General features: G+C 67.1%; 23 protein-coding genes and 1 rRNA gene. 8 read left to right on the forward strand and 16 right to left on the reverse strand.

Going from position 1 to position 24,954, the window contains the following annotated elements:
• From ABZS29_RS31740 to ABZS29_RS31755, 4 genes are all read right to left on the reverse strand, one after another.
• Positions 1–88: ribosomal RNA gene (locus ABZS29_RS31740) — 16S ribosomal RNA — on the reverse strand; the annotation flags it as partial.
• Positions 89–743: 655 nt separating this feature from the next.
• Positions 744–2,063 (reverse strand): serine hydrolase domain-containing protein, encoded by a 1,320-nt coding sequence (locus ABZS29_RS31745; protein WP_355467539.1) that lies wholly within the window; start codon positions 2,061–2,063, stop codon positions 744–746.
• A 45-nt stretch (positions 2,064–2,108) separates the two neighbouring features.
• On the reverse strand, positions 2,109–2,336 hold the full coding sequence (locus ABZS29_RS31750; protein WP_355467541.1) for a hypothetical protein: 228 nt from the start codon (positions 2,334–2,336) through the stop codon (positions 2,109–2,111).
• Positions 2,337–2,418: 82 nt separating this feature from the next.
• Positions 2,419–2,760 carry a helix-turn-helix transcriptional regulator gene (locus tag ABZS29_RS31755; protein ID WP_355467543.1) on the reverse strand — a complete coding sequence of 114 codons (342 nt, stop codon included), beginning with the start codon at positions 2,758–2,760 and terminating at the stop codon, positions 2,419–2,421.
• A 141-nt stretch (positions 2,761–2,901) separates the two neighbouring features.
• On the opposite strand from ABZS29_RS31755, the gene ABZS29_RS31760 reads away from it, so the two are divergent.
• Positions 2,902–3,198 (forward strand): hypothetical protein, encoded by a 297-nt coding sequence (locus ABZS29_RS31760; protein ID WP_355467545.1) that lies wholly within the window; start codon positions 2,902–2,904, stop codon positions 3,196–3,198.
• 53 nt (positions 3,199–3,251) lie between these two features.
• On the opposite strand, the gene ABZS29_RS31765 is transcribed toward ABZS29_RS31760, so the two are convergent.
• Both ABZS29_RS31765 and ABZS29_RS31770 read right to left on the reverse strand, forming a co-directional pair.
• On the reverse strand, positions 3,252–4,238 hold the full coding sequence (locus tag ABZS29_RS31765) for a hypothetical protein (protein WP_355467547.1): 987 nt from the start codon (positions 4,236–4,238) through the stop codon (positions 3,252–3,254).
• A gap of 276 nt (positions 4,239–4,514) precedes the next feature.
• Complete coding sequence (locus tag ABZS29_RS31770; RefSeq protein WP_355467548.1) at positions 4,515–5,144, reverse strand: hypothetical protein; 630 nt, start codon at positions 5,142–5,144, stop codon at positions 4,515–4,517.
• Between the two features lie 189 nt (positions 5,145–5,333).
• On the opposite strand from ABZS29_RS31770, the gene ABZS29_RS31775 reads away from it, so the two are divergent.
• Together ABZS29_RS31775 and ABZS29_RS31780 are read left to right on the forward strand one after the other, a co-directional pair.
• Positions 5,334–6,158: an aldo/keto reductase gene (locus tag ABZS29_RS31775; protein ID WP_355467549.1), complete on the forward strand. Its 825-nt coding sequence runs from the start codon at positions 5,334–5,336 to the stop codon at positions 6,156–6,158.
• Positions 6,159–6,229: 71 nt separating this feature from the next.
• Positions 6,230–6,652: a hypothetical protein gene (locus tag ABZS29_RS31780; protein ID WP_355467551.1), complete on the forward strand. Its 423-nt coding sequence runs from the start codon at positions 6,230–6,232 to the stop codon at positions 6,650–6,652.
• A gap of 3 nt (positions 6,653–6,655) precedes the next feature.
• Here ABZS29_RS31780 and ABZS29_RS31785 read toward each other — a convergent pair whose 3' ends face one another.
• From ABZS29_RS31785 to nrdR, 3 genes are all read right to left on the reverse strand, one after another.
• On the reverse strand, positions 6,656–7,534 hold the full coding sequence (locus ABZS29_RS31785; RefSeq protein WP_355467553.1) for a hypothetical protein: 879 nt from the start codon (positions 7,532–7,534) through the stop codon (positions 6,656–6,658).
• 98 nt (positions 7,535–7,632) lie between these two features.
• Positions 7,633–10,551 carry a vitamin B12-dependent ribonucleotide reductase gene (locus ABZS29_RS31790; protein WP_355467555.1) on the reverse strand — a complete coding sequence of 973 codons (2,919 nt, stop codon included), beginning with the start codon at positions 10,549–10,551 and terminating at the stop codon, positions 7,633–7,635.
• Between the two features lie 111 nt (positions 10,552–10,662).
• Positions 10,663–11,157, reverse strand: coding sequence for a transcriptional regulator NrdR (nrdR, locus tag ABZS29_RS31795; protein ID WP_355467557.1), 495 nt, complete (start codon positions 11,155–11,157; stop codon positions 10,663–10,665).
• 350 nt (positions 11,158–11,507) lie between these two features.
• Here nrdR and ABZS29_RS31800 point away from each other — a divergent pair, with 350 nt between their 5' ends.
• Complete coding sequence (locus tag ABZS29_RS31800; RefSeq protein ID WP_355467559.1) at positions 11,508–12,458, forward strand: nucleoside hydrolase; 951 nt, start codon at positions 11,508–11,510, stop codon at positions 12,456–12,458.
• Here the strand turns inward: ABZS29_RS31800 and ABZS29_RS31805 are convergent.
• Positions 12,451–13,044, reverse strand: a complete 594-nt coding sequence (locus ABZS29_RS31805) for a TetR family transcriptional regulator (RefSeq protein ID WP_355467560.1) — start codon at positions 13,042–13,044, stop codon at positions 12,451–12,453. The genes ABZS29_RS31800 and ABZS29_RS31805 overlap by 8 nt on opposite strands.
• A gap of 78 nt (positions 13,045–13,122) precedes the next feature.
• Here ABZS29_RS31805 and ABZS29_RS31810 point away from each other — a divergent pair, with 78 nt between their 5' ends.
• Positions 13,123–13,716 carry a GNAT family N-acetyltransferase gene (locus ABZS29_RS31810; RefSeq protein ID WP_355467562.1) on the forward strand — a complete coding sequence of 198 codons (594 nt, stop codon included), beginning with the start codon at positions 13,123–13,125 and terminating at the stop codon, positions 13,714–13,716.
• Here ABZS29_RS31810 and ABZS29_RS31815 read toward each other — a convergent pair.
• Positions 13,676–14,209, reverse strand: a complete 534-nt coding sequence (locus tag ABZS29_RS31815) for a LysM peptidoglycan-binding domain-containing protein (protein WP_355467564.1) — start codon at positions 14,207–14,209, stop codon at positions 13,676–13,678. The two genes, ABZS29_RS31810 and ABZS29_RS31815, sit on opposite strands and share 41 nt — an antisense overlap.
• A gap of 323 nt (positions 14,210–14,532) precedes the next feature.
• On the opposite strand from ABZS29_RS31815, the gene lexA reads away from it, so the two are divergent.
• Entirely contained in the window at positions 14,533–15,306 is a 774-nt protein-coding gene (gene lexA, locus ABZS29_RS31820; protein ID WP_355467566.1) for a transcriptional repressor LexA, read from the forward strand.
• Positions 15,307–15,355: 49 nt separating this feature from the next.
• Complete coding sequence (locus ABZS29_RS31825) at positions 15,356–15,865, forward strand: glutathione peroxidase (protein WP_355467568.1); 510 nt, start codon at positions 15,356–15,358, stop codon at positions 15,863–15,865.
• Between the two features lie 144 nt (positions 15,866–16,009).
• Here ABZS29_RS31825 and ligD read toward each other — a convergent pair whose 3' ends face one another.
• The 5 genes from ligD to secD form a co-directional block, all read right to left on the reverse strand.
• Complete coding sequence (ligD, locus tag ABZS29_RS31830) at positions 16,010–16,987, reverse strand: non-homologous end-joining DNA ligase (protein ID WP_355467570.1); 978 nt, start codon at positions 16,985–16,987, stop codon at positions 16,010–16,012.
• Positions 16,984–18,981 carry an ATP-dependent DNA helicase gene (locus tag ABZS29_RS31835; RefSeq protein ID WP_355467572.1) on the reverse strand — a complete coding sequence of 666 codons (1,998 nt, stop codon included), beginning with the start codon at positions 18,979–18,981 and terminating at the stop codon, positions 16,984–16,986. The genes ligD and ABZS29_RS31835 overlap by 4 nt, the downstream gene beginning before the upstream one ends.
• Before the next feature lie 716 nt (positions 18,982–19,697).
• Positions 19,698–20,354, reverse strand: coding sequence for an alpha/beta hydrolase (locus ABZS29_RS31840; RefSeq protein WP_355467574.1), 657 nt, complete (start codon positions 20,352–20,354; stop codon positions 19,698–19,700).
• Positions 20,355–20,365: 11 nt separating this feature from the next.
• A complete protein-coding gene (locus tag ABZS29_RS31845; protein WP_355467576.1) occupies positions 20,366–21,157 on the reverse strand; it encodes a DMT family transporter in 792 nt (263 codons plus the stop codon).
• Positions 21,158–21,196: 39 nt separating this feature from the next.
• A complete protein-coding gene (gene secD / locus ABZS29_RS31850) occupies positions 21,197–23,497 on the reverse strand; it encodes a protein translocase subunit SecD (RefSeq protein ID WP_355467577.1) in 2,301 nt (766 codons plus the stop codon).
• 262 nt (positions 23,498–23,759) lie between these two features.
• Between secD and ABZS29_RS31855 the strand changes: the two genes are divergently transcribed.
• Positions 23,760–24,935, forward strand: coding sequence for a S8 family peptidase (locus tag ABZS29_RS31855; protein ID WP_355467578.1), 1,176 nt, complete (start codon positions 23,760–23,762; stop codon positions 24,933–24,935).
• Positions 24,936–24,954 lie beyond the last annotated feature (19 nt).

Raw genomic sequence — 24,954 nt, forward strand, 5'->3', positions numbered from 1 at the left:
TACCCCCGAAGGGGCCTTACCGCTCGACTTGCATGTGTTAAGCACGCCGCCAGCGTTCGTCCTGAGCCAGGATCAAACTCTCCGTTGAAAAATATAGACAAGCCGAACCCCCGAAAGGACCCGACACAGTCAACAACATCGATTGATCCTTTGAACAGAAACAAATCAAACTGACTTGAATCCAGAAATTACATTCAAAGGAATCCGAACACAGACAAAACAAAACCCGCACCCACAAGTCGAAGACCAGGGGCTAGGAGGATCGCCTAATGCCTGTGTACGGGGTTAATGCTAAATTTCGGCATTGACTTTCGGCACGCTGTTGAGTTCTCAAGAATCGGACGCACACCGCGCTTCAAACTCTCATTCGAAGCTCCGGGGCAACCCGCCAAACTTTACTGTTCTGTCCGCAGCCGGTCAAATCGGCTACTTTCTTCGCAGTCACCTCGTGTTTCAGCGGCCGATCCGAGTCCGTAGACGCGTCTCAGCTGCGCTTACTTGAGGTGGGTTAGGAGGTCCGGCCGCTTCCGCGTCCTGCACTCGCTCCCAACAAGAAGAACACTACTGATGTTCACCCTCAAGATGCAAATCGGGGGTGGAAGCCGGTCCAGCCGGCTCCCACCTGTCCCGTACCGCACCGTCCAGCAGACGCCTCTCGGCGAGTAGCCGCTCGAAGCGGCTGAGGTTGAGGCCCGGGGGTCTTGTACCGGACGGCATCAGATGTAACCGGCCCGATCCGTCGACTATTCCCGCGTGCAGTCGAGCTCGAGACCCGGTTGCTGGAAGACCAGTCGGCCGTCCCGCAGCTCCAGCTCGGCCTGGGTCCCCGAGGCCATGAAGTGGGTGGCCGACAGGGCGAAGAACCGCAGCGGCGGTTGCCCTTCGAAGGTGACCTCCAGCCCACTCCCCCAAGCTCGCACGCTGAACCGCACCCGATCGCCGAGCCGGTAGTCGCCGGCGAGCTCCATCAGAGCCTCGGCCGCCGGCGTATCGGACAACCCTTCCGCGGGCCGATAGTCCTCCCACCCGTACGACGATCCCGCTGTCGCGAACGCCCGAAGCGCCAGCCGGTGGCCTGCGTCGGAGTTCGTCATCACGGCGGCGCCGTACCCGGTCTCTCGATCGACCAGCAGGTTGCAGCGGAATCCGAGGTTCCCTCCGCTGTGACCGAAGAGTCGCCCGGAAGCGTTCAAGAACGGACCGATCCCCAGGTGAGTCAGGCCGGCGATCGGCTCGCCCATCTCGATCACGGGTGTCAGCATCTGCCGCGCCAGCTCCGGCGACACGAGCGCTCCGTCGGCACCGGCGTACGACTCCTGGATGCCGATCCCGAATCTGGCCAGATCGCTCGGCGTGGTCCACAGACCCGCGGCAGCGAGTTCCGGGTACACGTGGCGGCCACCGTCTACCGGCTCACCTGACTCGTCGTGCCCAATCGCCGCGCTCTCCGCGAATCCCGGCGGCAGCGGTTGCGCGAACGTACTCGCGGACATCCCCAGTGGTTCGAGAACCAGCTCACGCATGAGGTCGGGGAACGGTGTGCCGGTCACATCTTCGAGCAGCTGCTGGATGACTGTCGTTCCGCCACCCGAGTACGCGAACTGTGTGCCCGGGATGCGCTCGACGCGCGGTCCTGCGGTATTGCTCGGAGCGGTCCCCGTCAGGATCTCGAGCGTTGTCGGCAACGGTGCATCAGGGTGGTAGCCCGGGAACCCAGGTGTTGTCATGCCCGCGCTGTGACTCGCCAACTGCCGCAAGGTGACGACAGGCTGCCAACCACGAGTCGGCGGCACCTGCCATGACGTGAGGCGGCTGTTGACGTCTTCGTCCAGGTCGAGCAGGCCTCGATCCACCAGCCGCAGCATCGCGAATGCAGCGACTGGTTTGCTGATCGAAGCGGCCTGGAACACCGTGCCCTGCTCGACCTCCGCGGGTTTGCCTGCCTCGAGAACGCCGGCGGTGCCGGTGGCGCTGATCTCGCCGTTCTCGATGACGGCCCAGCTGACGCCGGGCACCCCGAAGTCCTCGCGATCGGTCTCGATCCCGTCCCGCAGTACGTCCACGTTGCCTCCTCGGCGGTTCAACGGAACGCTACGTGGGAGCCTGGGCTACTTGGACGGTTGCGGCGCGGTGCAGTCGATCTTGGGGTTGGCGCCGACATAGTTCAACGGGCCGGCGACGACGGTCAGGAGGACGGTGCCGATCTTGGCGCAGCTCGCATCGGAGCCGGAGAAGTAGTGCCGCTGTCCCGCGGCCGCTAGGCCGATCAACAACCACACAGCGACGATGATGGCGATGGTCCTGGATCCTGTCGCGGATGCTCGGCGGGTAGGCATGTGTATCTCCTAGGTCGGGCGGATCCCCGTGCGGAACGCTCAACCAGTGCCCCCGCGGACCTGACCGAAAACGGTGTGGCCGTCACCGCTGTCGTTCGGCCAGCTCCAATCGCGCCAGCACGCGCGCGAGGTCTCCAATGGCGGTGTTGAGCTGCGTCAACGCGGCCTGGTCGAGTGGTAGCGGCTGATCTTCAAGGCCGAGGTTGGCGGTGAAGCGCAGCTTCGCATCTGGCCCCGCGTCTCGCAGCGAGGTGTCGAGCGCCTCCTGTAGCTGCGCACTCGGCACCATCTCCGGTCTCTCTCGCCACTTGGTGACCGTGCGTGGCGAGATGCCCAGATGCTCGGCGAACGCCTCGTTGGTCAGCCGCAGCGCTGCCCGCAAGGCGTTCGCATGCCGGCCGGTCCATTCATCGATGACTGTCATCGCTATCACTCCCCTGGGGCGTTGATCACTCCTTGCAATCAGACTACGGCGATCGGGTGACCATCGGAGTTCCTAATTTCTGCCCTGTGGATACCGGTTGAGTTCCTGGTGAGGGCGGGCGTCCGCGCGTTGACTTGGGCCATGGACGAGATCACCGGTAGGACCGCGACGCTGCCGCGGAGATCTTCGCGGCGACGTCATCTGAAGGTTGCCAGCGAGGCAGGGCCGCGCTGTTTTCAGCTCGTGCGCCACGTCGACGTCTCCGGCATCAGCGGGACGGGCGTCGTCGCCGAAGGCGTCGAGTGGACCGACGGATCGGTGGCGCTGCACTGGGGCGGCCGCTATCCGACCACCACAGTCTGGGCCGATGGCATCGACGCCCTGCTCACGATCCACGGCCACAACGGCTCCACGACCATTCGCTGGCTGGACGAATGAGTGATCACCGACCCCGGCGCGGCGGGTCCCTGCAGACAGCCCGTCGCGCCGGCCTACTCCGAGTAGAACTGCTCGCGATACTCGCCGCGAGATTCCTCGGCAGGCTGAGTTCCGTTGCGCGTGGCCCGTTCCTCGACGGCGCGCGGTGTAGTGCCGTTCGACTTCGCCGACTGCTCCGGTCGGGGCGGCTCCACTTCGAGCAGATCGTCAACCGCCGCGGCGAACTCCAGTTCGGCGCGGGTCGGCTTCGGCTGCTCGACCGCCTCGGCCGAGGTCCGGCGTACCGGCAGGTCGTTCGCGGCAGCGGACAGATCGGCGAGTGTGTCGAGCAGTCCGCGCGCGTTCTCGACCTCGCCAGGATGGTTGGCGAGCCACCACACTGCCGCCGATCCAGGCGTGGCGAAGACGTCGTCCTTCAGATACGCACGCTTGTCCTGCTCCATCCGGCGCTCGATCAAGGTCGTCTGCTCGAGCCGATGCAGGGCGGCGAGATGCTGCAGGTGCTTGTGATCCGCATCAGGCAGCCGCAGCCGCACCTCGGTCGCCCAGCAACGCACCTGTCCCCTGTCGTCGAGCGCTGGTTCGCCCAAGACCGACGCAAGATGTTGCTGGTTCAGCGCTTCCTCGGTCACCTGCAATTCGGTGGTCAAGGCCCGAGCCCGCTTCAGCAAGGCATCCACTGCCACCGCACCGAGATCGGCATGCCGCGACCCCGACAACACCGACGACCACTGCACGATCGCCGAGAAGCTGAACTGGAAGTCCGCCGATGCCGACGGCAACCGCACATCCACAACAGTCCGCGTCGGAGGCCCGGAGAACACCGGCTCGGGCAGTACGACGGGCGCCGGCGCAGCCTGCACGGTGTGCACCACGGGCTTCGGCACCTCGGGCTGCTTCCACACCACCGCCAGCAAGACGAGCAGCACCACGCTGAGCACGACCGCCGCCCAGGCCGGCAACCCGACCACCAGCGACACGACGTACAGCACCACAACGATCACGGCGGCCGTCAGAAGGGAGTTCCGATGGAGCTTCATGGTGGCGTTCCTTCACCGCGTCGGGCAGACGTCAGCAGAGCAGCCAATGCGCAGCGGACGGCTTCCCCGTCCTCACGCCATCCAGGTCACCGGCAACCCAGACCACGGACCTCACCCCACGGCGAGCCCTCCCAAAGTCTCACACGCCCACCCCACCCCAGCCCCCCGAAGCGTGTCGCCCCCGCCTCCCAACCCCGACCCAATTCCGCGCTCCCCCGAAGCGCCCACCAACTCGGAGCAGCCGGAGGCGAGTCCGGCTGCTCCGACCTACCAGCACTAGCCCGTGAGGGAGCGGAGGGCTCGGCGGGAGGGGGTGAGGAGGACGGGTTTGTAGGGGCAGCGGGCGTCGGTGAGGGTTTCGTAGGCGCTGATGGCTCGGTTGGCGGCGTCCCAGCCTTGTTCGGCGGGGGTGCGGCCGAGGCCGCGGTTGCGGACGAGGGCGCCGTAGAAGGCGGAGCAGAAGACGGTGGCTTCGTACCAGCCGACGACGGTGCTGGTGCCGATGTAGGTGATGTCGTCCTGGAGGCAGTCGCGGATGGCGCGTTGCCACTTGCCGATGCCGGTTTTGCAGCCGTCGGCGATGACGACGCCGCTGGAGATGCCCCATTGGCGGTCGAGGAACCAGTCGGCCAGGGAGCGCAGGGAGACCTGGGTGCGGCCGTCGGTGGAGAGGAAGGAGGGCTCTTCGCTGTGGTCACCGTGTGCCATCACGTGCAGGACCGTGGAGGGGGTGGTCAGAGCGGAGAAGGCGGTCTCGTGGTCACGCGTGCGGACGAAGTTCACGTCGATGAAGGGCTCGTCCCAGCCGGCGTTGATGTTGCCGGTGATGCCTTGGACGAACGTCATCGAGGCGTCGAAGGAACTGTCGAGTCCGAGGTCCACCAGAGTGATCAGCCGATTGCGCATTCGCCCACCCTCCAACGCGATTCGTTCCCCGCAAGGCTTCCATCATGGACCACGCCTCCGACAATTCGCGCCCCCGATACGGGGGCTGAGACACCCACCCGCCCGTACGCCGTACGACGGGATCCGGGACCGGCAGCGGACGGTGAACGGCGTACGGTGGCCGGAGAGTCGCTGCCGAGGAGGAGACCGATGAACGATGTCCCGACAGTCACGTTGAGTCACGGAACGGCGATGCCGCGGGTCGGGCTGGGCACCTGGCCAATGGACGATGCGGAGGCCGAGCGAACGGTCGGGCACGCGCTCGAACTGGGCTACCGGCTGATCGACACGGCCGAGAACTACCGCAACGAGACCGGCGTCGGACGAGCGCTCCGGCAGGGACCGCGCGCTGAGGTCTTCGTGACGTCGAAGTTCAACAAGCGGTGGCACAGCGTCGACGGCGTCCGGACGGCCTTCGAAGCCAGCGCGGAGAAGCTCGGCGTCGACTACCTCGACCTGTTGCTGATCCACTGGCCGAACCCGGACCAGGATCAGTACGTCGAGGCCTGGCAAGGACTGATCGCGCTGCGTGAAGCAGGACTCGTCAAAGCCATCGGTACGTCGAACTTCAAACCGACGCAGCTCCAGCGCCTGATCGACGAGACCGGCATCGCGCCGGAGGTCAATCAGGTCCAGCTCAGTCCGGTCTGGGCGAAGCCGGCCGAGCGCGAGTTCCACGCCGCCCACGGGATCGTCACCGAGGCGTGGAGCCCTCTGGGCAAAGGCACCGACCTTCTCGACAACCCGATCGTCCAGGAGATCGCGAAGGACCACGGCCGCACGCCGGGCCAGGTCGTCCTGCGCTGGGCGACGCAGCAGGACGTCGTACCGATTCCCAAGTCTGCCGATCCCGATCGGCTGGCGGAGAACCTCACGGTCTTCGATTTCGATCTCTCGCCTGACCAGCTCGCCACGCTGACTGCCCTCGACGGTACGGGCAAGGCGGCCGCCGACTCAGACCGCTTCGGTCACTAGAAACTGCTGGAAGCGCTCCCAGCCGTCGGCCTATGATCTGCGTTCCGATCACGACGACTGGGAGCCGCCCCATGCCCTTCTCCATCAGACGCGTTGCTACCGGGCTTGCCGCCGGTCTGCTCGCCACCTCCGTGCTGACCGTTGCACCGGCGTATGCCAACACGATGGCGAACTGCTACAACCATCCCTCCAGGGAACTACTCAACTCGCGGCTCAGCGCCGCCATCTACTGCACGGATGGCGAGTGGCTCGGGGTGCACGACGACCAGGTTGACGGCTACAGCGCTCGGGCGGCCATTCAGCTGTACCAGAGCCAGGTCGGCTTCTGGTACGACGCGCACGAGTGCTTCGACGACACCACCGTGGCCGACTACCAGGGCTTCTCGTTCTGCAACTTCTCGGTGCCCGACGGCACCCTGGTCCGTATCCGCCTGTGGTCGTCGCGCGACGGGGTCGAGTCCTACTCGGTCGTGACCGGCTCGTTCGCGACCTGAGCCCTACTGGCCATAGGCCTTGCCGGTCCAGCCGAGTGCACCGAGCGAGCCTCCGGTGATGTCGGCGCCACTGCGGTCGTTCGCAGTGGCGTCGAAGTACGCCGAGGCTGCGCCGGCCGGCGTGATGCCGAGCAGCGGACGCCCAGCCGGGTGCTCCTGGCAGTAGCCGGTGCTGAGGCTGCCGAAGGTGCTGAAACCGGTCGTCTTCAGGACGGTCGACGAGATGCTGGTCGGCGTCGCGCGGTTGATGCGCCACTCCTTGAGCTCGCCGTTGCTCTTGGTGCCGATCAGTACGTCGACCGCCGCCGCGCCGGTCCCTTCAGTGCGTTCGAAGGTGAACGTCTTGACGCCGTCCCAGTTGGTCGAGGCCAACCGCACCGGCGCCGACACGGCCCAGGCGCCGTCGGTGTACGAGACCTCGTGCCGGAAGAGCGACGTACCGGCGACGCGATAGAGGTACGGGTAGCCGTAGGCCAGCACGCGCGTACCTGCGAAGCCCGACGACAGCCGCTTGAGCTCATTGCGAGTCATCTTCCAGACACCATTGGTCCGCTCACCGCGGCGCTCGAGCGCGTAGATGTAGCCGTCGGTCGGGTGCGTGACGAGCTCACTGCTGATGAACAGGTCGATGTCGCCGGCGCCGCCGAGCTGCTGTTGGGCGGTCGGCACCCAAGGAAGTGTGTCTCCCGGGTAGGAGACGACCTGGGTCTGCTGATTGGTGTAGCCGTAGGAAACGCGCTGACCGGACGACTGGTACGCCGTCGTCCAGACACCGCAGTCAGCTGGTACGACGGCCGCAGCGCGCGCCGGCGCGGTCACGAAGCCGGTCGCGGCGAAGGTCAGTACAGCGGTCAGAGCCAAGGGGCGGATCGATATGCGCATGGCACCGAACGCTATCCGCGCAGAGTGCCACCCAGACGCACCGCGGCCCCCGGGGGAAGTGGGAAGTTCCCGGGGGCCGGAGTGCATTCAGTTGTGGGTCAGCTGCAGCCGGAGGTGCTGCCGCAGCCTTCGCAGACGTAGCAGGAACCGCTGGGGCGCATCTTGGTGCCGCAGGTGAAGCAGAGCGGGGCGTCCACCGAGGTGCCGGTGATCAGCTCGAACATCTCGGCGGTGGTGCGGACCGTGGAGGTGTCGACCGGCTTGGCGGCGGCTGCCTCGGCGGGCTTCTCGACCTCGGTCACCTCGGCGATCGGCTCGACCGACTTCAGTGACTCGGCCTCGGAGACCTCGACGGGGGCCGGCTCGTAGGAGCCGGTGTCGAGCTGACGGGAACGCTCCTCGGCGGAGTAGATGCCGAGGGCCGCGCGCTCGTCGAAGGGCAGGTAGTCCAGAGCAAGCCGACGAAAGATGTAGTCCATGATCGACTGCGCCATCCGGACGTCCGGGTCGTCGGTCAGACCGGCGGGCTCGAACTTCAGGTTGGTGAACTTCTGCACGTAGGTCTCCAGCGGCACACCGTGCTGGAGGGCGATCGAGATCGCGATCGAGAACGCGTCCATCACGCCGGCCAGCGTCGAGCCCTGCTTGCCCATCTTGAGGAAGACCTCGCCGAGGCCGTCGTCGGGGTAGGAGCCCGCCGTCATGTAGCCCTCGGCGCCACCGACCGCGAACGACGTGGTCCGCGACGGCCGCGACTTCGGCAGACGCTTGCGGGTCGGCCGGTACTCGATGACCTTCTCGACGATCTTCTCCGCGACGGCGGCCTGGGCCGCGACCGCGTCGTCGGCCGACGCGGAGTCGGCGGCCTTCTTCGCCTTGGCGTCGGCCAGCGGCTGGCCGACCTTGCAGTTGTCGCGGTAGACGGCCAGCGCCTTCAGGCCGAGCTTCCAGCCCTGGAAGTAGACGTCGGCGATCTCCTCGACCGTCGCGGTCTCCGGCAGGTTCACCGTCTTCGAGATCGCGCCGGACAGGAACGGCTGCGCCGCCGCCATCATCCGCACGTGGCCCATCGGCTTGATGGCGCGCTCACCCATCGCGGTGTCGAAGATCTCGTAGTGCTCCGGCTTCAGGCCGGGCGCGTCCACGACGTGACCGTTCTCCGCGATGTACTCGACGATCGCCTCGATCGTCTCCTCGGTGTAGTTGTACTGCCGCAGCGCCCGCGGGACCGTCTGGTTGACGATCTGCATCGAGCCGCCGCCGACCAGCTTCTTGAACTTGACCAGCGAGAAGTCCGGCTCGATACCGGTCGTGTCGCAGTCCATCATGAAGCCGATGGTGCCGGTCGGCGCGAGCACCGAGGCCTGCGCGTTGCGCCAGCCGTTCTTCGCACCGATCTTCAGCACGCCCTCCCACGCCTGCGTGGCGTGGGTGTGGACGTCCTTGTCGATGTCGTGGATGGTCCGGATCGCGTCGTTGGCCGCGGCGTGCTTGCGCATCACCCGGGTGTGCGCGTCCTTGTTCCGCTCGAAGCCGTCGTACGCGCCGACGACGCCGGCCAGCTCGGCCGACCGCCGGTACGACGTACCGGTCATCAGCGACGTGATAGCGCCCGCCAGTGCGCGACCGCCGTCGGAGTCGTAAGCGTGACCTGTTGCCATCAGCAACGCACCGAGGTTGGCGTAACCGATACCCAGCTGCCGGTAGGCGCGGGTGGTCTCGCCGATCGGCTCGGTCGGGAAGTCGGCGAAGCAGATCGAGATGTCCATCGCGGTGATGATCAGCTCGACGGCCTTGACGAACTTCTCCGAGTCGAACATGTCGTCGTCACGGAGGAACTTCATCAGGTTCAGCGACGCGAGGTTGCAGGACGAGTTGTCCAGATGCATGTACTCCGAGCACGGGTTGGACGCGGTGATCCGGCCCGTCTCCGGCGTCGTGTGCCAGTCGTTGATGGTGTCGTCGTACTGCAGGCCCGGGTCGGCGCAGGCCCACGCGGCCTGGGAGATCTTGTCGAACAGCTGCCGCGCGTCGACGGTCTCGATCACCGAGTTGTCCAGGCGTGCCCGCAGGCCGAACTCGCCCTTCTCCTCGACCGCGCGCATGAACTCGTCGGTGACCCGGACGGAGTTGTTCGCGTTCTGGTACTGGACCGAGGTGATGTCGCGGCCGCCGAGGTCCATGTCGAAGCCCGCGTCGCGCAGGACGCGGATCTTCTCCTCCTCGCGCATCTTGGTCTCGACGAACTCCTCGATGTCGGGGTGGTCGACGTCCAGCACGACCATCTTGGCCGCCCGCCGGGTGGCGCCGCCGGACTTGATCGTCCCGGCGCTCGCGTCCGCACCGCGCATGAAGGAGACCGGGCCGGAGGCGGTGCCGCCGGAGGACTGCAGCAGCTCCTTGGACGAACGGATCCGGGACAGGTTCAGGCCGGCGCCGGAGCCGCCCTTGAAGATCAGCCCCTCTTCCTTGTACCAGTTCAGGATCGAGTCCATCGAGTCGTCGACGGCCAGGATGAAACAGGCCGAGACCTGCTGCGGCGACGTGGTGCCGACGTTGAACCAGACCGGCGAGTTGAAGCTGAAGTACTGGTGCAGGAGCATCCAGGTGAGCTCGTGCTCGAAGATCTCGGCGTCGGCCGGAGTGCTGAAGTAGCCGTGGTCCTCGCCGGCCTTGCGGTAGGTCTTGACGACCCGGTCGAGCAGCTGGCGCAGGCTCCACTCCCGGTTGTCGTGGCCGACCGCGCCCCGGAAGTACTTCGTGGTGACGATGGTGGACGCGTTCACGCTCCAGTAGTCGGGGAACTCCACCCCGCGCTGCTCGAAGACGGTCTCACCGGTCTTCCAGTTCTGCTGGACGACGTCGCGGCGCTCCCACGTCACCTCGTCGTACGGGTGTACGCCCTCGGTGGTGAAAATCCGCTCGATGGTGAGTCCCGCCGGCGCGTTCTTGCGCCCACGGAACCCGGCCGCCGACCGCTTGGTCGACCCCGAATGGCCGGTCACCGTCTCTGTCATGGTTGCTCCTCGCAAATTGTGATCGCCCTGCCGCGGCCTGCCCGGGACCGCCCCGTTGGTACTGCCAACGCCGTACTGCGCGCCGTGTTACTGGTACTGCGAATCCCCGATTTATGTCTGTTGGGTCGGCGTCAGCGGCGGCGGTTCGGTGCCCTCGGGCTCCTTCTCCGCGCGCAGCAGGGCGATCTCCGTCTCGAAATCGTCCGCCGACTCGAACTGCCGGTACACACTGGCGAACCGCAGGTAAGCGACCTCGTCCAGCTCCCGCAGCGGCCCGAGGATGGCAAGACCGACCTCGTGCGCGGGAACCTCCGGCGAACCGCTCGCCTTCAGGGCGTCCTCGACCTTCTGGCCCAGCCGGGACAGCGCATCCGCACCGACGGGCCGGCCCTTGCAGGCCTTGCTCACACCGTTGACGACCTTCTCCCGGCTGAACGGCTCGGTCGCGCCGGAGCGCTTCACGACCGTCAGCTGCATCTGCTCGACGGTGGTGAACCGCTTCTCGCAGACCGGGCACTGGCGCCGGCGGCGGATCGCTCCGCCGTCCTCGGCCACCCTGCTGTCGACCACACGGGAATCGGTGTGCCGGCAATACGGACAGTGCACGGCGAATCACTCCTTCCGTAGGCCGCCGCTGGGGCGGATCTCCGACTGTGTCTGTGGATGGATCTGGGGACAACCTGTGTATGGCCTGTGTGTAACCAACCACTACCTGTGGAAAATTACACCCGTGTAACCACTACATCTAGGGATCCTAGATCGCTGCTCCGACAGTTTGCAAGAACGGCCAGATCTCGCGCGCGTCGCTTCGAAGACGGTCTGTCCCGTCCTTGGTTTCAACACTCGCGCGGCCCCGTGTAGTCCCGCGTGGCGTCACCGAAAGGGGGCTGATCGGGAGGACACTGCGGCCCTCCCCCGGAGTTCGGGTGGACCGGTCGATGGGTGAGAATGGCGCCATGAAGCCGGTGATCCTCGACGTCGACACCGGCCTCGACGATGCGTGCGCGCTCCTGCTCGCCGCCCGGCATCCCGACCTCGATCTGCGGGCCGTCACCTGCGTCGGCGGAAACGTCGGCCTGGACGACGTCGTGATCAACACCCTGACCGTCCTCGAGGCGGCCGGGCGGACCGACGTACCGGTTGGGCGTGGGGCAGCGCTGCCACTGCTGCAACCGATGCGGGCTGCGCCGCATGTGCATGGCGTGGACGGGCTCGGCGAACTGGATTGGCCTCGATCGACCCGTGAGCCGAGTCCTGTGCCCGCGATCGAGTTGCTGCGCGGCGTCTTGCTGGATGCCGCGGCGAAGGACGAGCGGGTGACGCTGATTCCGCTCGCACCGATGACGAACATCGCCCTGCTGCTCCGGACCTATCCCGAGGCCGCGGCGGGGCTGGGCGAGATTGTCTTCATGGGCGGGGCCGCCGGGATCGGGAATGCGACGGCGTCGGCCGAGTTCAACATCTGGACCGACCCGGAGGCCGCGGCAATTGTGCTCGCGGCAGCCGGAGAGCTCGGCGTACCGGTGACGATGTACGGGCTGGATGTCTTCTACGACGTGGTTGTGACGCTTGAGCAGGCTCAGGCGCTCGATGGATCGGCCTCGGCTGACCTCGCGCGCAAGCTGATCGAGAAACGCAGCGAGCTGTACGGCGCCGCGGGGGCGAGCATCGGCGACGGCGGTGCGGTGTGCGCGGTGATTGATCCCGACGGGCTCACCACGCAGCGCTTCCCGCTTCGCGTGGAGCTGGCCGGGAGTTGGTCGCGTGGGCGCACGATCGTCGACACTCGGGACTGGTCGACCGATCTGAGCAGCGATCCGTACGGCGTCTCGCCGACCGTGGTCGAGGTTGCGACGGCCGTGGACGGCCCGCGGTACGCCGAACTCTGGCTGGACGCGGTCAAGTAGTCAGCTCGACCAGATGGGACCTGAGGCCGGCCAGGAAGAGGTCGAGACCGTCGGTGAACAGGTCCGTCGTACCGGTTGATTCGGCCACGACGGCGGCCAGGCTCCAGCGAGCGGTCACTTCGAACAGATGACGCGCGTCTGACTCTGGTACGCCGAGCCGGACCAGCGACTCGATTTGCACCCGCACAATGGCGGCTCGCGAACCGGGACCTTGATCGCGGTCGGGAGTTGCCTTCGCCTGCATCAAAGCGGCGAGGCCCGGGTGGTCGGCGTAGAACGCACGGAATTCCAGCGAACCGCTTCTGGTGAGCGCGATCCATTCGTCGATGCTGGTCAGCGTCTCGTACGCCGCGTCGTCCTCGACGAATTGATCGAACGCGTTGCGGGCGACGAGATCGAGGAGTTCCGCCTTGTTGTGCACGTGGTGATAGAGGGTGGGCGCCCGCACTCCCAGCCGATCGGCCACTCCGCGCATGGTGAGCCCGTCGACGCTTACCGTCCGGATGATCTCCAGCGCCGCATCCACAATCGCGGCGACGGTGATGCCTACGGCCGCATGAGAGGCGGGCGCACGATGATCGGGCACGGAGAACTCCATTGTGGGGTTCGGTTGCGGCGGCTACTGTCTAACAGCGTTAGACAGACTACACGTGAGGACGGCGCTGTGAGCGGATTGCACCCGAGTTACCCCCTGCGGACCGAGCGGCTCGAGCTGCGGCCGCATCGGCGGAGCGACCTCGAGGACCTCTTGGCGTTCCACTCGGATCCGGATGTCGTGCGGTACGTTCCGTGGCCGGTGCGGGATCGGGAGCAGACACGGGTCGCACTGGAGGCCAAGCTCACGCAGGACCGCGTGACACAGGAAGGTCAGTGGCTCGTGCTTGCGATCGAGCTGCGGGAGACCGGGACCGTCATCGGCGAGGCGCTGCTGAAATGGGCGAGCGAGGCAGACCAGCTCGGCGAGATCGGCTATGCACTGCACGTCGGCTACCACGGCAAGGGCTACGCCTCGGAGGCCGCGCGGGAGATGCTACGGCTCGGCTTCGAGGAGCTCGGACTCCATCGGATCGTCGCGCTACTGGACGATCGGAACACCGCATCGGCGCAACTGCTCGAGCGGCTCGGGATGCGCCGCGAGGCCCATCATCTGCAGGCTTTGTGGTTCAAGGACGAATGGTGCAACGAGTACGTCTACGCGCTACTCAGGGACGAGTGGCTCAGCGGGCGATCGGGATCTGCAGCGTCTGACCAGGGATGACGTCGGCCGGGCCGGTCAGGTTGTTGAGGTCGGCGATCTTCTCGATGACGACCGTCGGGTCCTGACCCGGGTTGGTCTGCTGCGCGATCGACCACAGGCTCTGGCCGGGGGCCACCTGCACCGGGACCGTGCTGCTGAAGTCGGGGCCGGAGTCGAGAACGCCGGCGATCCGCAGGCCGAGCACCGCGATGGCCGACCCGAAGACCAGCACCGACACGAAGGAGACCAGCATCCGGCCGCGCCGGGTCAACCGCAGGGCCGGAGCCTCGAATTCGTGCGGTTGTCGCGACTGCCGGGTGCGAGACACCTGACGGAGCGCGGCCGGCTCGGCGACATGGCGGCCGAGCACCTCACCGGCACACCCGCGGACGGGAAGCGGCTCGGTGGTGGCGCCAGGGATCCGGCGGCGGCGCGGAACCCCCTGGGGAGCGGGCGCAACCTCGGGTGCCAGGCGGCCGGCCAGTGCATCCGCTGCGAGTGCCGCTGTGCTCATCAGATCCTCCAGACCACGTTGTTCGCTGTGATTCCTTGTCTACCGGCCGCCTCCGACAGTTTCTGCGAGGCCACCAGCCGAACACCTGTTCGATCGAACGTCTGTACGAATGATTAACCCAAGACCCGCATGGACGCAACTACCCTCAACAGCGACACGCCCGGAGAATTCCCGCCCCATAACCCGACACACGAACAAACGTGCGAACCGACACGCCTTCGAACAGATGTTTGAAGAATCTCAGGATTCGGTCTACGGTCATCTCAGTCGAGCAACGTTGGCCGGTGCCTTTTCGCCGGCCCGACCAGAGGAGCGGATCACCGATGCCCAGGACGCCGAGCGGTTCCAGCAAGAACGAGGACCGCGCCGCGGGCACCGCGGACCGGACCGTGAGCGAGCTGCCCGACGGGCCGGCCGACGCGACCGGCCTGACGCCGCGGCAGCGCCGCGTGCTGGACGTCATCAAGGACTCGGTGGACAGCCGCGGATACCCGCCCTCGATGCGTGAGATCGGCGAGAAGGTCGGACTGACCAGCTCGTCGTCGGTGTCGCACCAGCTGCGGGTGCTCGAGCAGAAGGGCCTGCTGCGCCGTGACCCGAACCGGCCGCGCGCGATCGAGGTCCGCTACCCCGGCGAGGTCGACGCCGCGGCCCGCCGCAGCGCACTCGGCTCGGTGCGGCAGACGGCGTACGACGAGACCGGAGCCGGCGACGCGCACCCGGACGCGGTCTACGTGCCCGTCGTCGGGCAGATCGCGGCCGGTAACCCGATCCTCGCCGAGCAGGAGGTCGAAGAGGTCTTCCCGTTGCCCAAGGCAATGGTCGGCGAGGGCACGCTGTTCATGCTGAAGGTCAAGGGTGAGTCGATGATCGACATCGCCATCTGCGACGGCGACTGGGTGGTCGTCCGGCAGGAGCAGACCGCCGAGAACGGCGACATCGTCGCCGCGATGATCGACGGCGAGGCGACCGTGAAGACGTTCAAGAAGACCAAGTCCGAGGTCTGGCTGCTGCCGCACAACCCGGCGTTCGAACCGATCGACGGCAAGAACGCGGTGATCCTCGGAAAGGTCGTCACAGTTCTGCGACGAGTCTGACATCTCAGACGGCGAGCGAACTCCGGCGGGTCGTGTCAGCATTGTTCCTATGACGACTGTCTACGACTTCAGCGCGCGCCGGATCGAAGGCAATGAACAGTCTCTTGCCGATTTCCGCGACCAGGTGCTCCTGGTGGTGAACACGGCCTCGCAGTGCTCCCAGACCCCGCAGTACGCGGGATTGCAGAAGCTCTACAAGACCTACCGTCGGCAGGGCTTCTCGGTGCTGGGCTTCCCCTGCGACCAGTTCAACCACCAGGAGCCCGGTGACGAGAACGAGATCGCGAACTTCTGTTCGACGATCTACCACGTGACGTTCCCGATGTTCGCCAAGATCGACGTGAACGGATCGCGAACGATTCCCTTGTACAACTGGCTGAAACGCGAGCAGGGCGGCCTGCTCGGCGGGCGGATCAAGTGGAACTTCACCAAGTTCCTGATCGGCCGCGACGGCGGAGTGATCGCGCGCTACGCGCCGACCAATACGCCCGAGAAGCTGGCCGACAAGATCGAGGCCGCACTGGCGGTGCCGGTCAACTCGCGCGAATCGAACGACTGACCTGCGCGGGGTCCCGCTCGGAGATCGATGCCGAGCGCAACTACTTTGCTCGTGATTGCTGCAACACCTGGACATTCGGCGTCACAGTGCACCGCAAATCCGACCGTATTCCGGACGGTTGTCTCATGAGTCGGCGTGCCGTTCTCAGGACGCGACCAGGACACTGCCGGGATCGATGTCGAGACGCAGACCGCGCCAGACCGGATGGCGCAGCCGGCCGTCGGCCGCCCAGCCGGAGAAGGTGACCTCGGCGACGAGCACCGGGTCCAGCCAGTGCGCGCGGCGGCGGTCCGGCCCGGGAATCGTGGCGGGATCGAAGGCCGGGCGGTCGATCTCCAATCCGGCCAGCTCCGCGCCCAGCATGTCCAGGGTCGCGAAATCCAGGCCAGAGCCGACTTTGCCGATCAGAAGCAGTTCGCCGTCGGGTTCGTCGTACGCGGCGCAGTAGAACGATCCGATCTTGCCGGCCCGGTTCCCCTCCCCCGGATGCCAGCCGCAGAGGATCACGTCGCGGGTCTGGACGGGCTTCACCTTGATCCAGTCTGCGCTGCGCCGACCGGGCAGGTAGCGGGAGCGGCGGCGCTTCGCCACGACGCCTTCGAGTCCGGTATTCATCGCGACGTCGAGGGCTTCGCCGCCGTCGGTGTACGCGGCCGGGGTCTCGTAGAACGGGTCGTCGACGTCGAGTGACTCCAGCAGGCCGCGGCGATCGTCGTACGGTGCCTCGAGCAACCATTTCCCGTCGAGCCGGAGGACGTCGAACAGCCGCACCGAGACGGGCACCTCGGTGATCAGATGCCGCAGCTGCCGAGGATCTCGCACGTGCATCCGCCGTTGCAACAGCCCGAACGACGGCGCACCGTGCTCGTCCAGCGTGACGATCTCACCATCCAGTACGGCGGGCAGCCGCAGACTCGGAGTCGCGGCCAGACCGACCAGCTCCGGGTATCCGCCGGAGACATCGCGACTGTTGCGCGACCACAGCCGGCAGACGCCGTCGTCGATCTCGACGATGACGCGAATGCCGTCCCACTTCGACTCGTACGCCCAGTCCGATCCGGACGGCATCTCCCCCAGCGCGGCCATCATCGGCAGCACCGGCGGACCGTCCGGCGGGCTCATGTCGACTGGAGTCTCTTCAAGGCAGCAAGCACCTTCTCACGATCCGCCGTCGGCCACATCGGAGGCAAGGAGGCGCGCAGAAAACCGCCGTACCGCTGGGTGACGATGCGGGGATCGAGGATCGCGACCACGCCACGGTCGGAGCTACGGCGGATCAGTCGACCGGTGCCCTGGGCAAGCAACAACGCAGCGTGGGTTGCCGCGACAGCCATGAAGCCGTTGCCGCCGGCCTCGTCCACCGCACGCTGCCGCGCCGCCATCAACGGCTCGTCGGGACGCGGGAACGGGACGCGGTCGATGATGACGAGGTTGCAGGTCGAGCCCGGTACGTCGATGCCCTGCCAGAGCGACAGCGTGCCGAAAAGGGAGGTCTCCGGGTTCTCGACGAACTCCTTGGCCAGCTCGCCGAGCTGCGCATCGCCTTGGCAAAGGATCGTCAGGTCGGTCGCCTCGCGCACGGCTGCGGTGGCTGCCTCCGCGGCGCGACGTGATGAGAACAGGCCGAGCGTGCGGCCACCGGCCGCGGTGATCAGGTCGATGATCTCGTCGAACTGCTTCTGCCCGAGGCCGTCGCGATGCGGCGGCGGCAGGTGCTTGGCGACGTACAGAATGCCTTGCTTCTCGTACTCGAACGGGGAACCGACGTCGAGGCCGCGCCACGGCAGCGGACCGGTCTCGGCGCTGTCGTCGAGCTTGGGCATCTCGTCGTCGCTCTCGAGCTTGTCGGCCGGACGCAGGCCGACCTGGCGCGCGATCGAGTCGAAGTCACCGCCGAGGGTCAGGGTGGCAGAGGTGAGCACGACCGTGCGGTCCTTGAGGACGAGCTCACGCAGCAGTCCGGCGACCGTCAGCGGCGCGATCCGCAACTCGCGGCCGAAGCGGTCGCGGTCGGCCATCCAGACGACGTCCAGATCGTTCAGAGCGGCGACCCGCTCGGCGACGTCGAAGATCTCCTTGACCGCGCCTTTGGCTTGACGCTTGGCGCCGTCGGGGTCGTCGTCCTTGTCGTCGGACTTCTTGTTCAGGTCGGAGTACAGATGGCGGGCAGCGTCGCGGACGAGACCGGCGGCCTCCAGCACGGGAGTGTTCGAGGGCTCGATCCGGCCTTCGCGGGTGCCGTCGAGCGCTGCTCGTAGTGCGTCCGAGGCGTCGATCAGGTCGTCGGCCTTGTCGTCGTCGACGAATCGCCGCGATCGCTTGGCTGCTCGCTCCACCATCTGCGGCGATAGCTCATCGCCAGCCGCGCCGGTGACGCGGGCGGGCAGCTCGTGGGCCTCGTCGACGATGATCACGTCGTGCTCGGGCAAGACCGTGCGGTTCTCGAAGGCGTCGATCGAGAGCAGGGCATGGTTCGTGATGACGATGTCCGCTTTGCGGGCCTGCTCCTTCGCCTTCTCCGCGAAACACTCCTCGCCGTACGGGCACTTCTGCGCGCCGAGGCACTCGCGCGCGGCGATCGCCACTTGCTGCCATGCCTGGTACTGATGTGAGGGCGCGTGGTCGCGGTCGCCCGCGGCGCCGTCGAGCAACTGCTGCTCGGCCCAGTCGCGGAGCTCCAGCACCTGCTGACCGATCTGGCCTGGCGGCGGCACGTCGATCAGCATGCCGTCCTCGTCGGGCGCACCCTCGCGAATCCGGTGCAGGCAGGCGTAGTTGTTGCGGCCCTTCTGAATCGCGTACGACGGTCTGCGCGGCAGCAGCTTTTCGGTCGCGTCGAGCAGTGCGGGGACATCGCGGTCCACGAGCTGCGACTGCAGCGCGAGAGTCGCGGTCGAGACCACTACGCGGCGGTCCTCGATCGCGTGCAGGAGCGCAGGAACGAGATAGCCGAGCGACTTGCCGGTACCTGTGCCGGCTTGGACGAGTAGGTGCGAGCCGTCATGCATGGAGGTGTTGACGGCCTCGGCCATCTCCACCTGACCCGGTCTGGTCTGCCCGGCAATCCCGGAGACAGCGGCCTCGAGCAGTTCGCGTACGTCAACACCCACCGCCACACCCTAGCCCGCGCCGCCGACAGAATCTGCTCGGCTGATCGCGGCTGTGGATAACCCGCGGAGCGGAGCGGTGGCCGGCGCGGGTCGGCCTTGGAGTGGTTGGGCTCGTGCGCCGCTTCGCCGGTTTGTGGGGACGGTCGGTGGGTGCACGGGGCGACGTACCGCACGCACCTTGAGCACCGCTCAACCACACCACCCCACGAACCACGGTCGATGGGTGCACAAGGCGACGTACCGCTCGCACCTTGAGCACGGCTCGACCAGTTGGCGGCACAGGCGGTGGTTGGTGGGTGCACAAGGTGGGGCGGGAGGGCATTCGTACGGCGGCGCCGTACGGACTCGGGGGTGAGGGCGTGGTGGAGGCAGCCATGCCGCCAGTGGAGCCTGTGCTGAGCGACCGTATGTCGGGTGTGCGCGCGGCGGCGGAGGCTAGTCGGCGAGGATGTCGGGCCTGGTGGGCACGAGATCTTCCCCAAACCCACACGTGGCGCGCCGGGTTCGCCTGCAGATGTGGGGGTCCAGCTCGGGCAGTCGCAGCGCGCCGCGATCATCGCTCGGTTGGCGCCGCGACCGTGGTTCCCCCGGCTCGTTGGCACCCCGGCGCGCCTATTGAGCCAGCGGGACCACGTCCCCGCGCGGGGCGGAACGACTACCTCGCCATGGCTGGCTGCGCCGGTGGGACAACTACGTCGCCATGGGATAGCTGCACGAGTGAGTTAGCTACGGAGGTGTGGGGTGATGGCTTCCAGCCAGGCGGTGGGGGCTTTGGTGTGGATTCGGTGGCCGACGGGGATCTCGTGGGTGGTGGCGGTGGGGAGGGTGCTGGCTAATACCGGGTAGCGGGATTGGGTTAGGTGGCTGGTGGGGCCGCCGGTGAGGAGGAGGGCGGGGGCGGTGAGGGTGGGGAGGGCGGACCACCAGGTGGGGTTGGGGGTTCGGAGGGCGGTGATGGCGTGGTGGAGGAGGCGGGGGTCGGCTTTGCGGCGGGTCATCAGGCCCAGGGCACGGAGAAGCAATGCTGGGGTGGCTTGGTCGGAGGGGCCTGGGTCGGTGGGGGTTCGGGGTGGGATGGGGAGTTCTTCGAGGATGAGTCGGTTGACGCGGGTGGGTTGGGCGATGGCGATCGTGGTGGCTACGAAGGCGCCTAGGGAGTGGCCGATGAGGGTGATGTCGGTGAGGCCGCGGTGGTCGAGGTCGGCGATCAGGTGGTCGCGGAAGGCGTCGAGGGTGTAGGTACGGCGGCGCTCGGCGGAGCCGTGGCCTAGAAGGGTCGGGGTGTGGACGCGGTAGCCGAGGTCGGTCAGGGCTGGGGTGACGACGTCCCAGGTGGCGGGGCTGCTGACGGCGGCATGCAGCAGAACCAGGTCTTTCATGGAGAGGCCTTTCAGGTGCTCACGAGTACGACGCCGGCCACGACTGTGGCGAGGCCGGCTAGGCGGGTGCGGGTTACGCGTTCGCGAAGTACGAAGAAGCCGAGGAGGGCACCGAGGACGACGTTCAGGGTGCGGCCGACGGCGACCGTGCTGACGGAGGCGAAGGAGAGCGCGAGGAGTACCAGGCCGTAGCTGGCCGGAGTGAGGATGGCGATCGGAATCGCACGCCGCCACTCCCCCAGGACTGCTCGATGGCCGCGAGCCAGCACCGACAGCACGAGAACCTGCGCGACGTTGCCGACGGCGAGGTAGGCGAGCAGGTCGACGTGCAACGAAGCGATCGCATAGGCGTCCCACAACGTGTACGCCGCTGTGCAGGCGGCGACCAGTAGTCCGAGTACGACGCCGCGCGCGAGCGGCTGATTGCGCCGCGGCGGATCCATCCGGAGTACCCCGACGAGCGCAAGGGCCGCGCCCGCGTAGACGCGCCACGAGGACGCGACGCTGGCCAGGGTGACGAGCACTGGGGCAGAGCCTCGACTGACCGGGTAGACGATGCCGAAGTCAGCGGCGGCGTACGCCTTCTGCAGGGTGACGGCGTACAGGGTGTGGAGGGCCATGCTGACGAGCGCCGGCCACCACGGGGCGGAGGTGGGTCGGAAGAGCAGCGCGATGGAGAGCGGAAGCGTGATCAGGCCGCAGAGCCAGACGAAGGCAGCGCCCTTGGTGCTGACCGTTTTCATCAGCAGGTTCCACACCGCGTGGCAGCACGCGGAGGCGGTCAGCAGCGCGAGGGCGATCATGTAGACAATGTCTACATGAGCGCCGTAGACACTGTCTACCTAGACGACGGCACCGCGGTCCGGTGCGGCGTCGCGGTCGACCTGGGCTCGTTTCGGGCGCGGCGGCGGGGCCGGGTAGCGGCGCTCGAGCTCGAGGAGGAGTGGGGCTGCGGTCAGGTTCGACGAGTAGGTACCGACGAGGATTCCGAGCAGCAGTGCCAGCGAGAAGTCGCCGAGCGAATCGCCGCCCAGGATCAGCAGTGCCGCCAGGATGAACAGCGTCGAGATCCCTGTGTTGACCGTTCGCGGCAGCACGTTGACGATCGCCGTGTCGATGACCGGGCCGAGATTCTCGGTGGCGCGAGCACTGCGGGTCTCGCGGATGCGGTCGAAGACGACGACCGAGTCGTTCACCGTGTAGCCGATGATGGTCAGGATCGCGGCCAGGAAGATGCCGTCGACCGGTTTGCCGGTCCAGGCGAAGACGCCGGCCACGACGGCGACGTTCTGGATCAGGGCGAGCACCGCGCCGGCGCCGAAGGTCCAGCGGAAGCGCGCGGCCAAGTAGGCCAGCTGGGCGAGCAAGGCGATCCCGAGCGCGATCAGGCCCTTGTTGCGCAGCTCCTCACCGAGCGACGGGCCGATGCTCTCGTTGCGGACCAGTTCGGCGCTGCCGCCGATGCGCGCGATCGACTCGCGGACCTTCTCGGCTTCTTCGTCGGAGATCGTGCCGGTTCGCACCGTGACGTTGTCGTTGTCGGTCGCCTGCACGATGGCGGTCGGGTAACCGGCCTCGCCCACGGCGGAACGCGCCTGATCCGGAGTGATTCGCTGCGCCGTGCTGACCTCCAGCAACCGGCCGCCGGTGAACTCGATGCCGAGATTCAGACCCCGTACGACGACGCCCGCGACGCTGACCGCGATCACGACGGCACTGATCAGCAGCCACCGCCGACTGTGATCCATCAGGGCCGGACGCCGGGACTCAAGCCAGGTCCGGAACCGGCCGTGACCGTCGATCCCGCTCAGGCCGGGTCGGCGCAGGACGAACTTCCGCGACACGAAGAACTCGGCCAGCACCCGCGTGACCACCAGCGCCGACAGCAGCGACGCCAGCACACCGATGCTCAGCGTGACACCGAATCCGCGGACCGGTCCGGCGGCCAGGAAGAACAGCAGACCGGCCGCAAGCAGCGTGGTGATGTTGGAGTCAGCGATCGCGGACAACGCGTTCTGGAAACCACTGCGCAGTGAACGGCGCAGGCCGTCGGTTCGGCCGGCTATGTGGTCTTCCCGGGCTCTCTCGAAGACCAGGACGTTGGCGTCGACCGCCATCCCGATGGCGAGCACGAAGCCCGCCAGGCCGGGCAAGGTCAGCGTCGCGCCGAGCACGGTGAGCGCGGCGTACGACATCGCGGCGTAGCCGATCAGGCCGAGCACGGCCATCAGGCCGACCAGCCGGTACACGAAGATGATGAAGATCGCGGTCAGTCCGAGGCCGATGATCGCCGCCTCGGCGCTCGCCTGGATGGCGTCCTTGCCGAGCGACGGGCCGACCGAGCGCTGGTCGATGATCTCGACCGGGACCGGCAGCGAGCCGCCCTCGATCAGCGCGGCCAGATCCTTGGCCTCGGCCTCGGTGAACGAACCGCTGATCGTGCTGGTGCCGCCGGGGATGCCGCTGCCGCAGAGCTGGTTGCCGCCGTTCGGGTCGACCTGCGGGGCGCTGATCACCTCGTTGTCGAGGACGATCGCGATCATCCGCTTAGGCGTGTTCACCTGCTCGCACGCGGCCTTGCCGGTGATGTCGGCCCAGATCTTGCCGCCGTCGCCCTTGAACTTCATCTGCACGAACCAGCCCTGGCCTGGCTGCTGCGGGTCGATCATCCCGTCGGCGCCGCTGACCAGCTGACCCGTCATCGCCGGCTTCGCGAGCTGCAGCACGCCGGCACCGGCGTCGCTGGGCAGCCAGATCTCACCCTTGGCCGTCTTCGCCGGCTTCTCGGCGACCTGGTTCAGCACCTCGTGGAAGGTCAGCTGGGCGGTCTTGCCGACCACCTTCGCGGCTTCGCGGGGATCCTGAACCCCGGGCAGCTCGACGATGATCCGGTTCTCGCCCTGGCGGGTGACGTTGGGCTCGGCGAGACCGAGGGCGTCGACGCGGCGGTGCAGCACCTGGGTGACGTTGTCGGTGATCTCCTTGTTGACCTTCACCTCCGGCGTGTCCTTCGCCTCCAGCACGATCTGCGTGCCGCCCCGCAGGTCGAGGCCGAGCTCGGGCTTCGCGGTCAGGACGACATACGTCGAAGCGGCCAGGACGAAGAACGCGAGCAGCGCGCGAACGAGGGACGACCGGTTCACTACAGCCTCCGGAGATGGGCACCCGCAGTACGGGTGTCGTGACAGAGAGCAGCCATCGCTGGCGTGGCGCACAGTGTACGGAGCCGGTTCAAGCGCGCCGCGCGGCAGCGCTGTGCCATGACATCAGCGCACGCCTCAATTGATTGACGTGTCAGGTGAGTACAGCCTAACTTGCTGCTCCATCGACCGTCCGTAGTCGACCTCGGACCGTCGGTGATCACCCCTCCGCCCCGGTGGGTGATGAGTTCCTGAGGAGGAACCCGTGCGTCGTACCGTCTCGCTGATTCTCGCCGTGGGCCTGGCCCCGGCCCTCGCTCTCACCACCGCCGGTGCGGCCAGCGCCGGCGGACCCGAGTGGACGTTCGTCCCGGTCCAGGCCGCCAAGGCCGAGCCTGGCGTCTCTGCCATCAAGGACACCTACATCGTCGAGCTGAAGAAGGGGCTGAAGCTGAAGAGCGGCCTCGGCATCACGCCGCAGAAGCAGTTCAGCACCGCCGTCAACGGCTTCAGTGCCAAGCTCACCGCCGCCCAGCTGAGCGCGCTGCAGAAGAGCCCGGACGTGGTCGCGATCTCGCAGGACGTCCGGATCGAGAACGCCGTCGACGCGACCCAGACCAACCCGCCGTCCTGGGGTATCGACCGGATCGACCAGCGCAACCTGCCGCTGTCGAACTCGTTCACCTACACCCGCACCGGCCAGGGCGTGCACGCCTACATCATCGACACCGGAATCACTCCATCGCACCCGGACTTCGGCGGCCGCGCCACGTTCGACTTCAACGGAATCGACACCAACAACACCGACTGCATGGGTCACGGAACCCACGTGGCCGGCACGGTCGGTTCCACGACGTACGGCGTGGCCAAGGGCGTCCGGCTGCACGGCGTGAAGTGGCTGGACTGCAACGGCAGCGGTACGGCGTCCTCCGCGATCGCCGCCGTGGACTGGGTCACCCGGAACGCGGTGAAGCCCGCCGTGGCCAACGCCTCGTGGAACTTCAGCGCCAACACCACGCTGGAGAACTCGCTGCGCGCCATGATCAACTCCGGTGTCTTCCTGGCCGCATCGGCCGGTAACACCGGCGCCAACTCGTGCGACCGGTTGCCGCGCAAGATCGAGACCGCTCTGGTGGTCGCGGCGTCGGAGAAGAACGACGCACGAGCCTCATACTCGAGCACCGGCGCCTGTGTCGACGTGTACGCGCCGGGCTCGGCGATCATCTCCACGCTGCGGACCGGTGGCAGCGGCTCGATGAGCGGGACCTCCATGGCGACGCCGCATGTCGCGGGTGTCGCGGCCCTCTACCTGCAGAGCAGCCCCTCGGCCACGCCGGCGACGGTCAAGTCCTACATCGAAACCAACGCCACCCCGAACAAGGTCACCAACGGTGGCACCGGCGGCACGGTCAACCGGCTGCTGTTCTCGAACGGCCTGTAAGACAAGGGGCGACGCCCCC

It is taken from the genome of Kribbella sp. NPDC005582 (assembly GCF_040605415.1).
In the GTDB taxonomy this organism is placed as follows: Bacteria; Actinomycetota; Actinomycetes; order Propionibacteriales; family Kribbellaceae; genus Kribbella.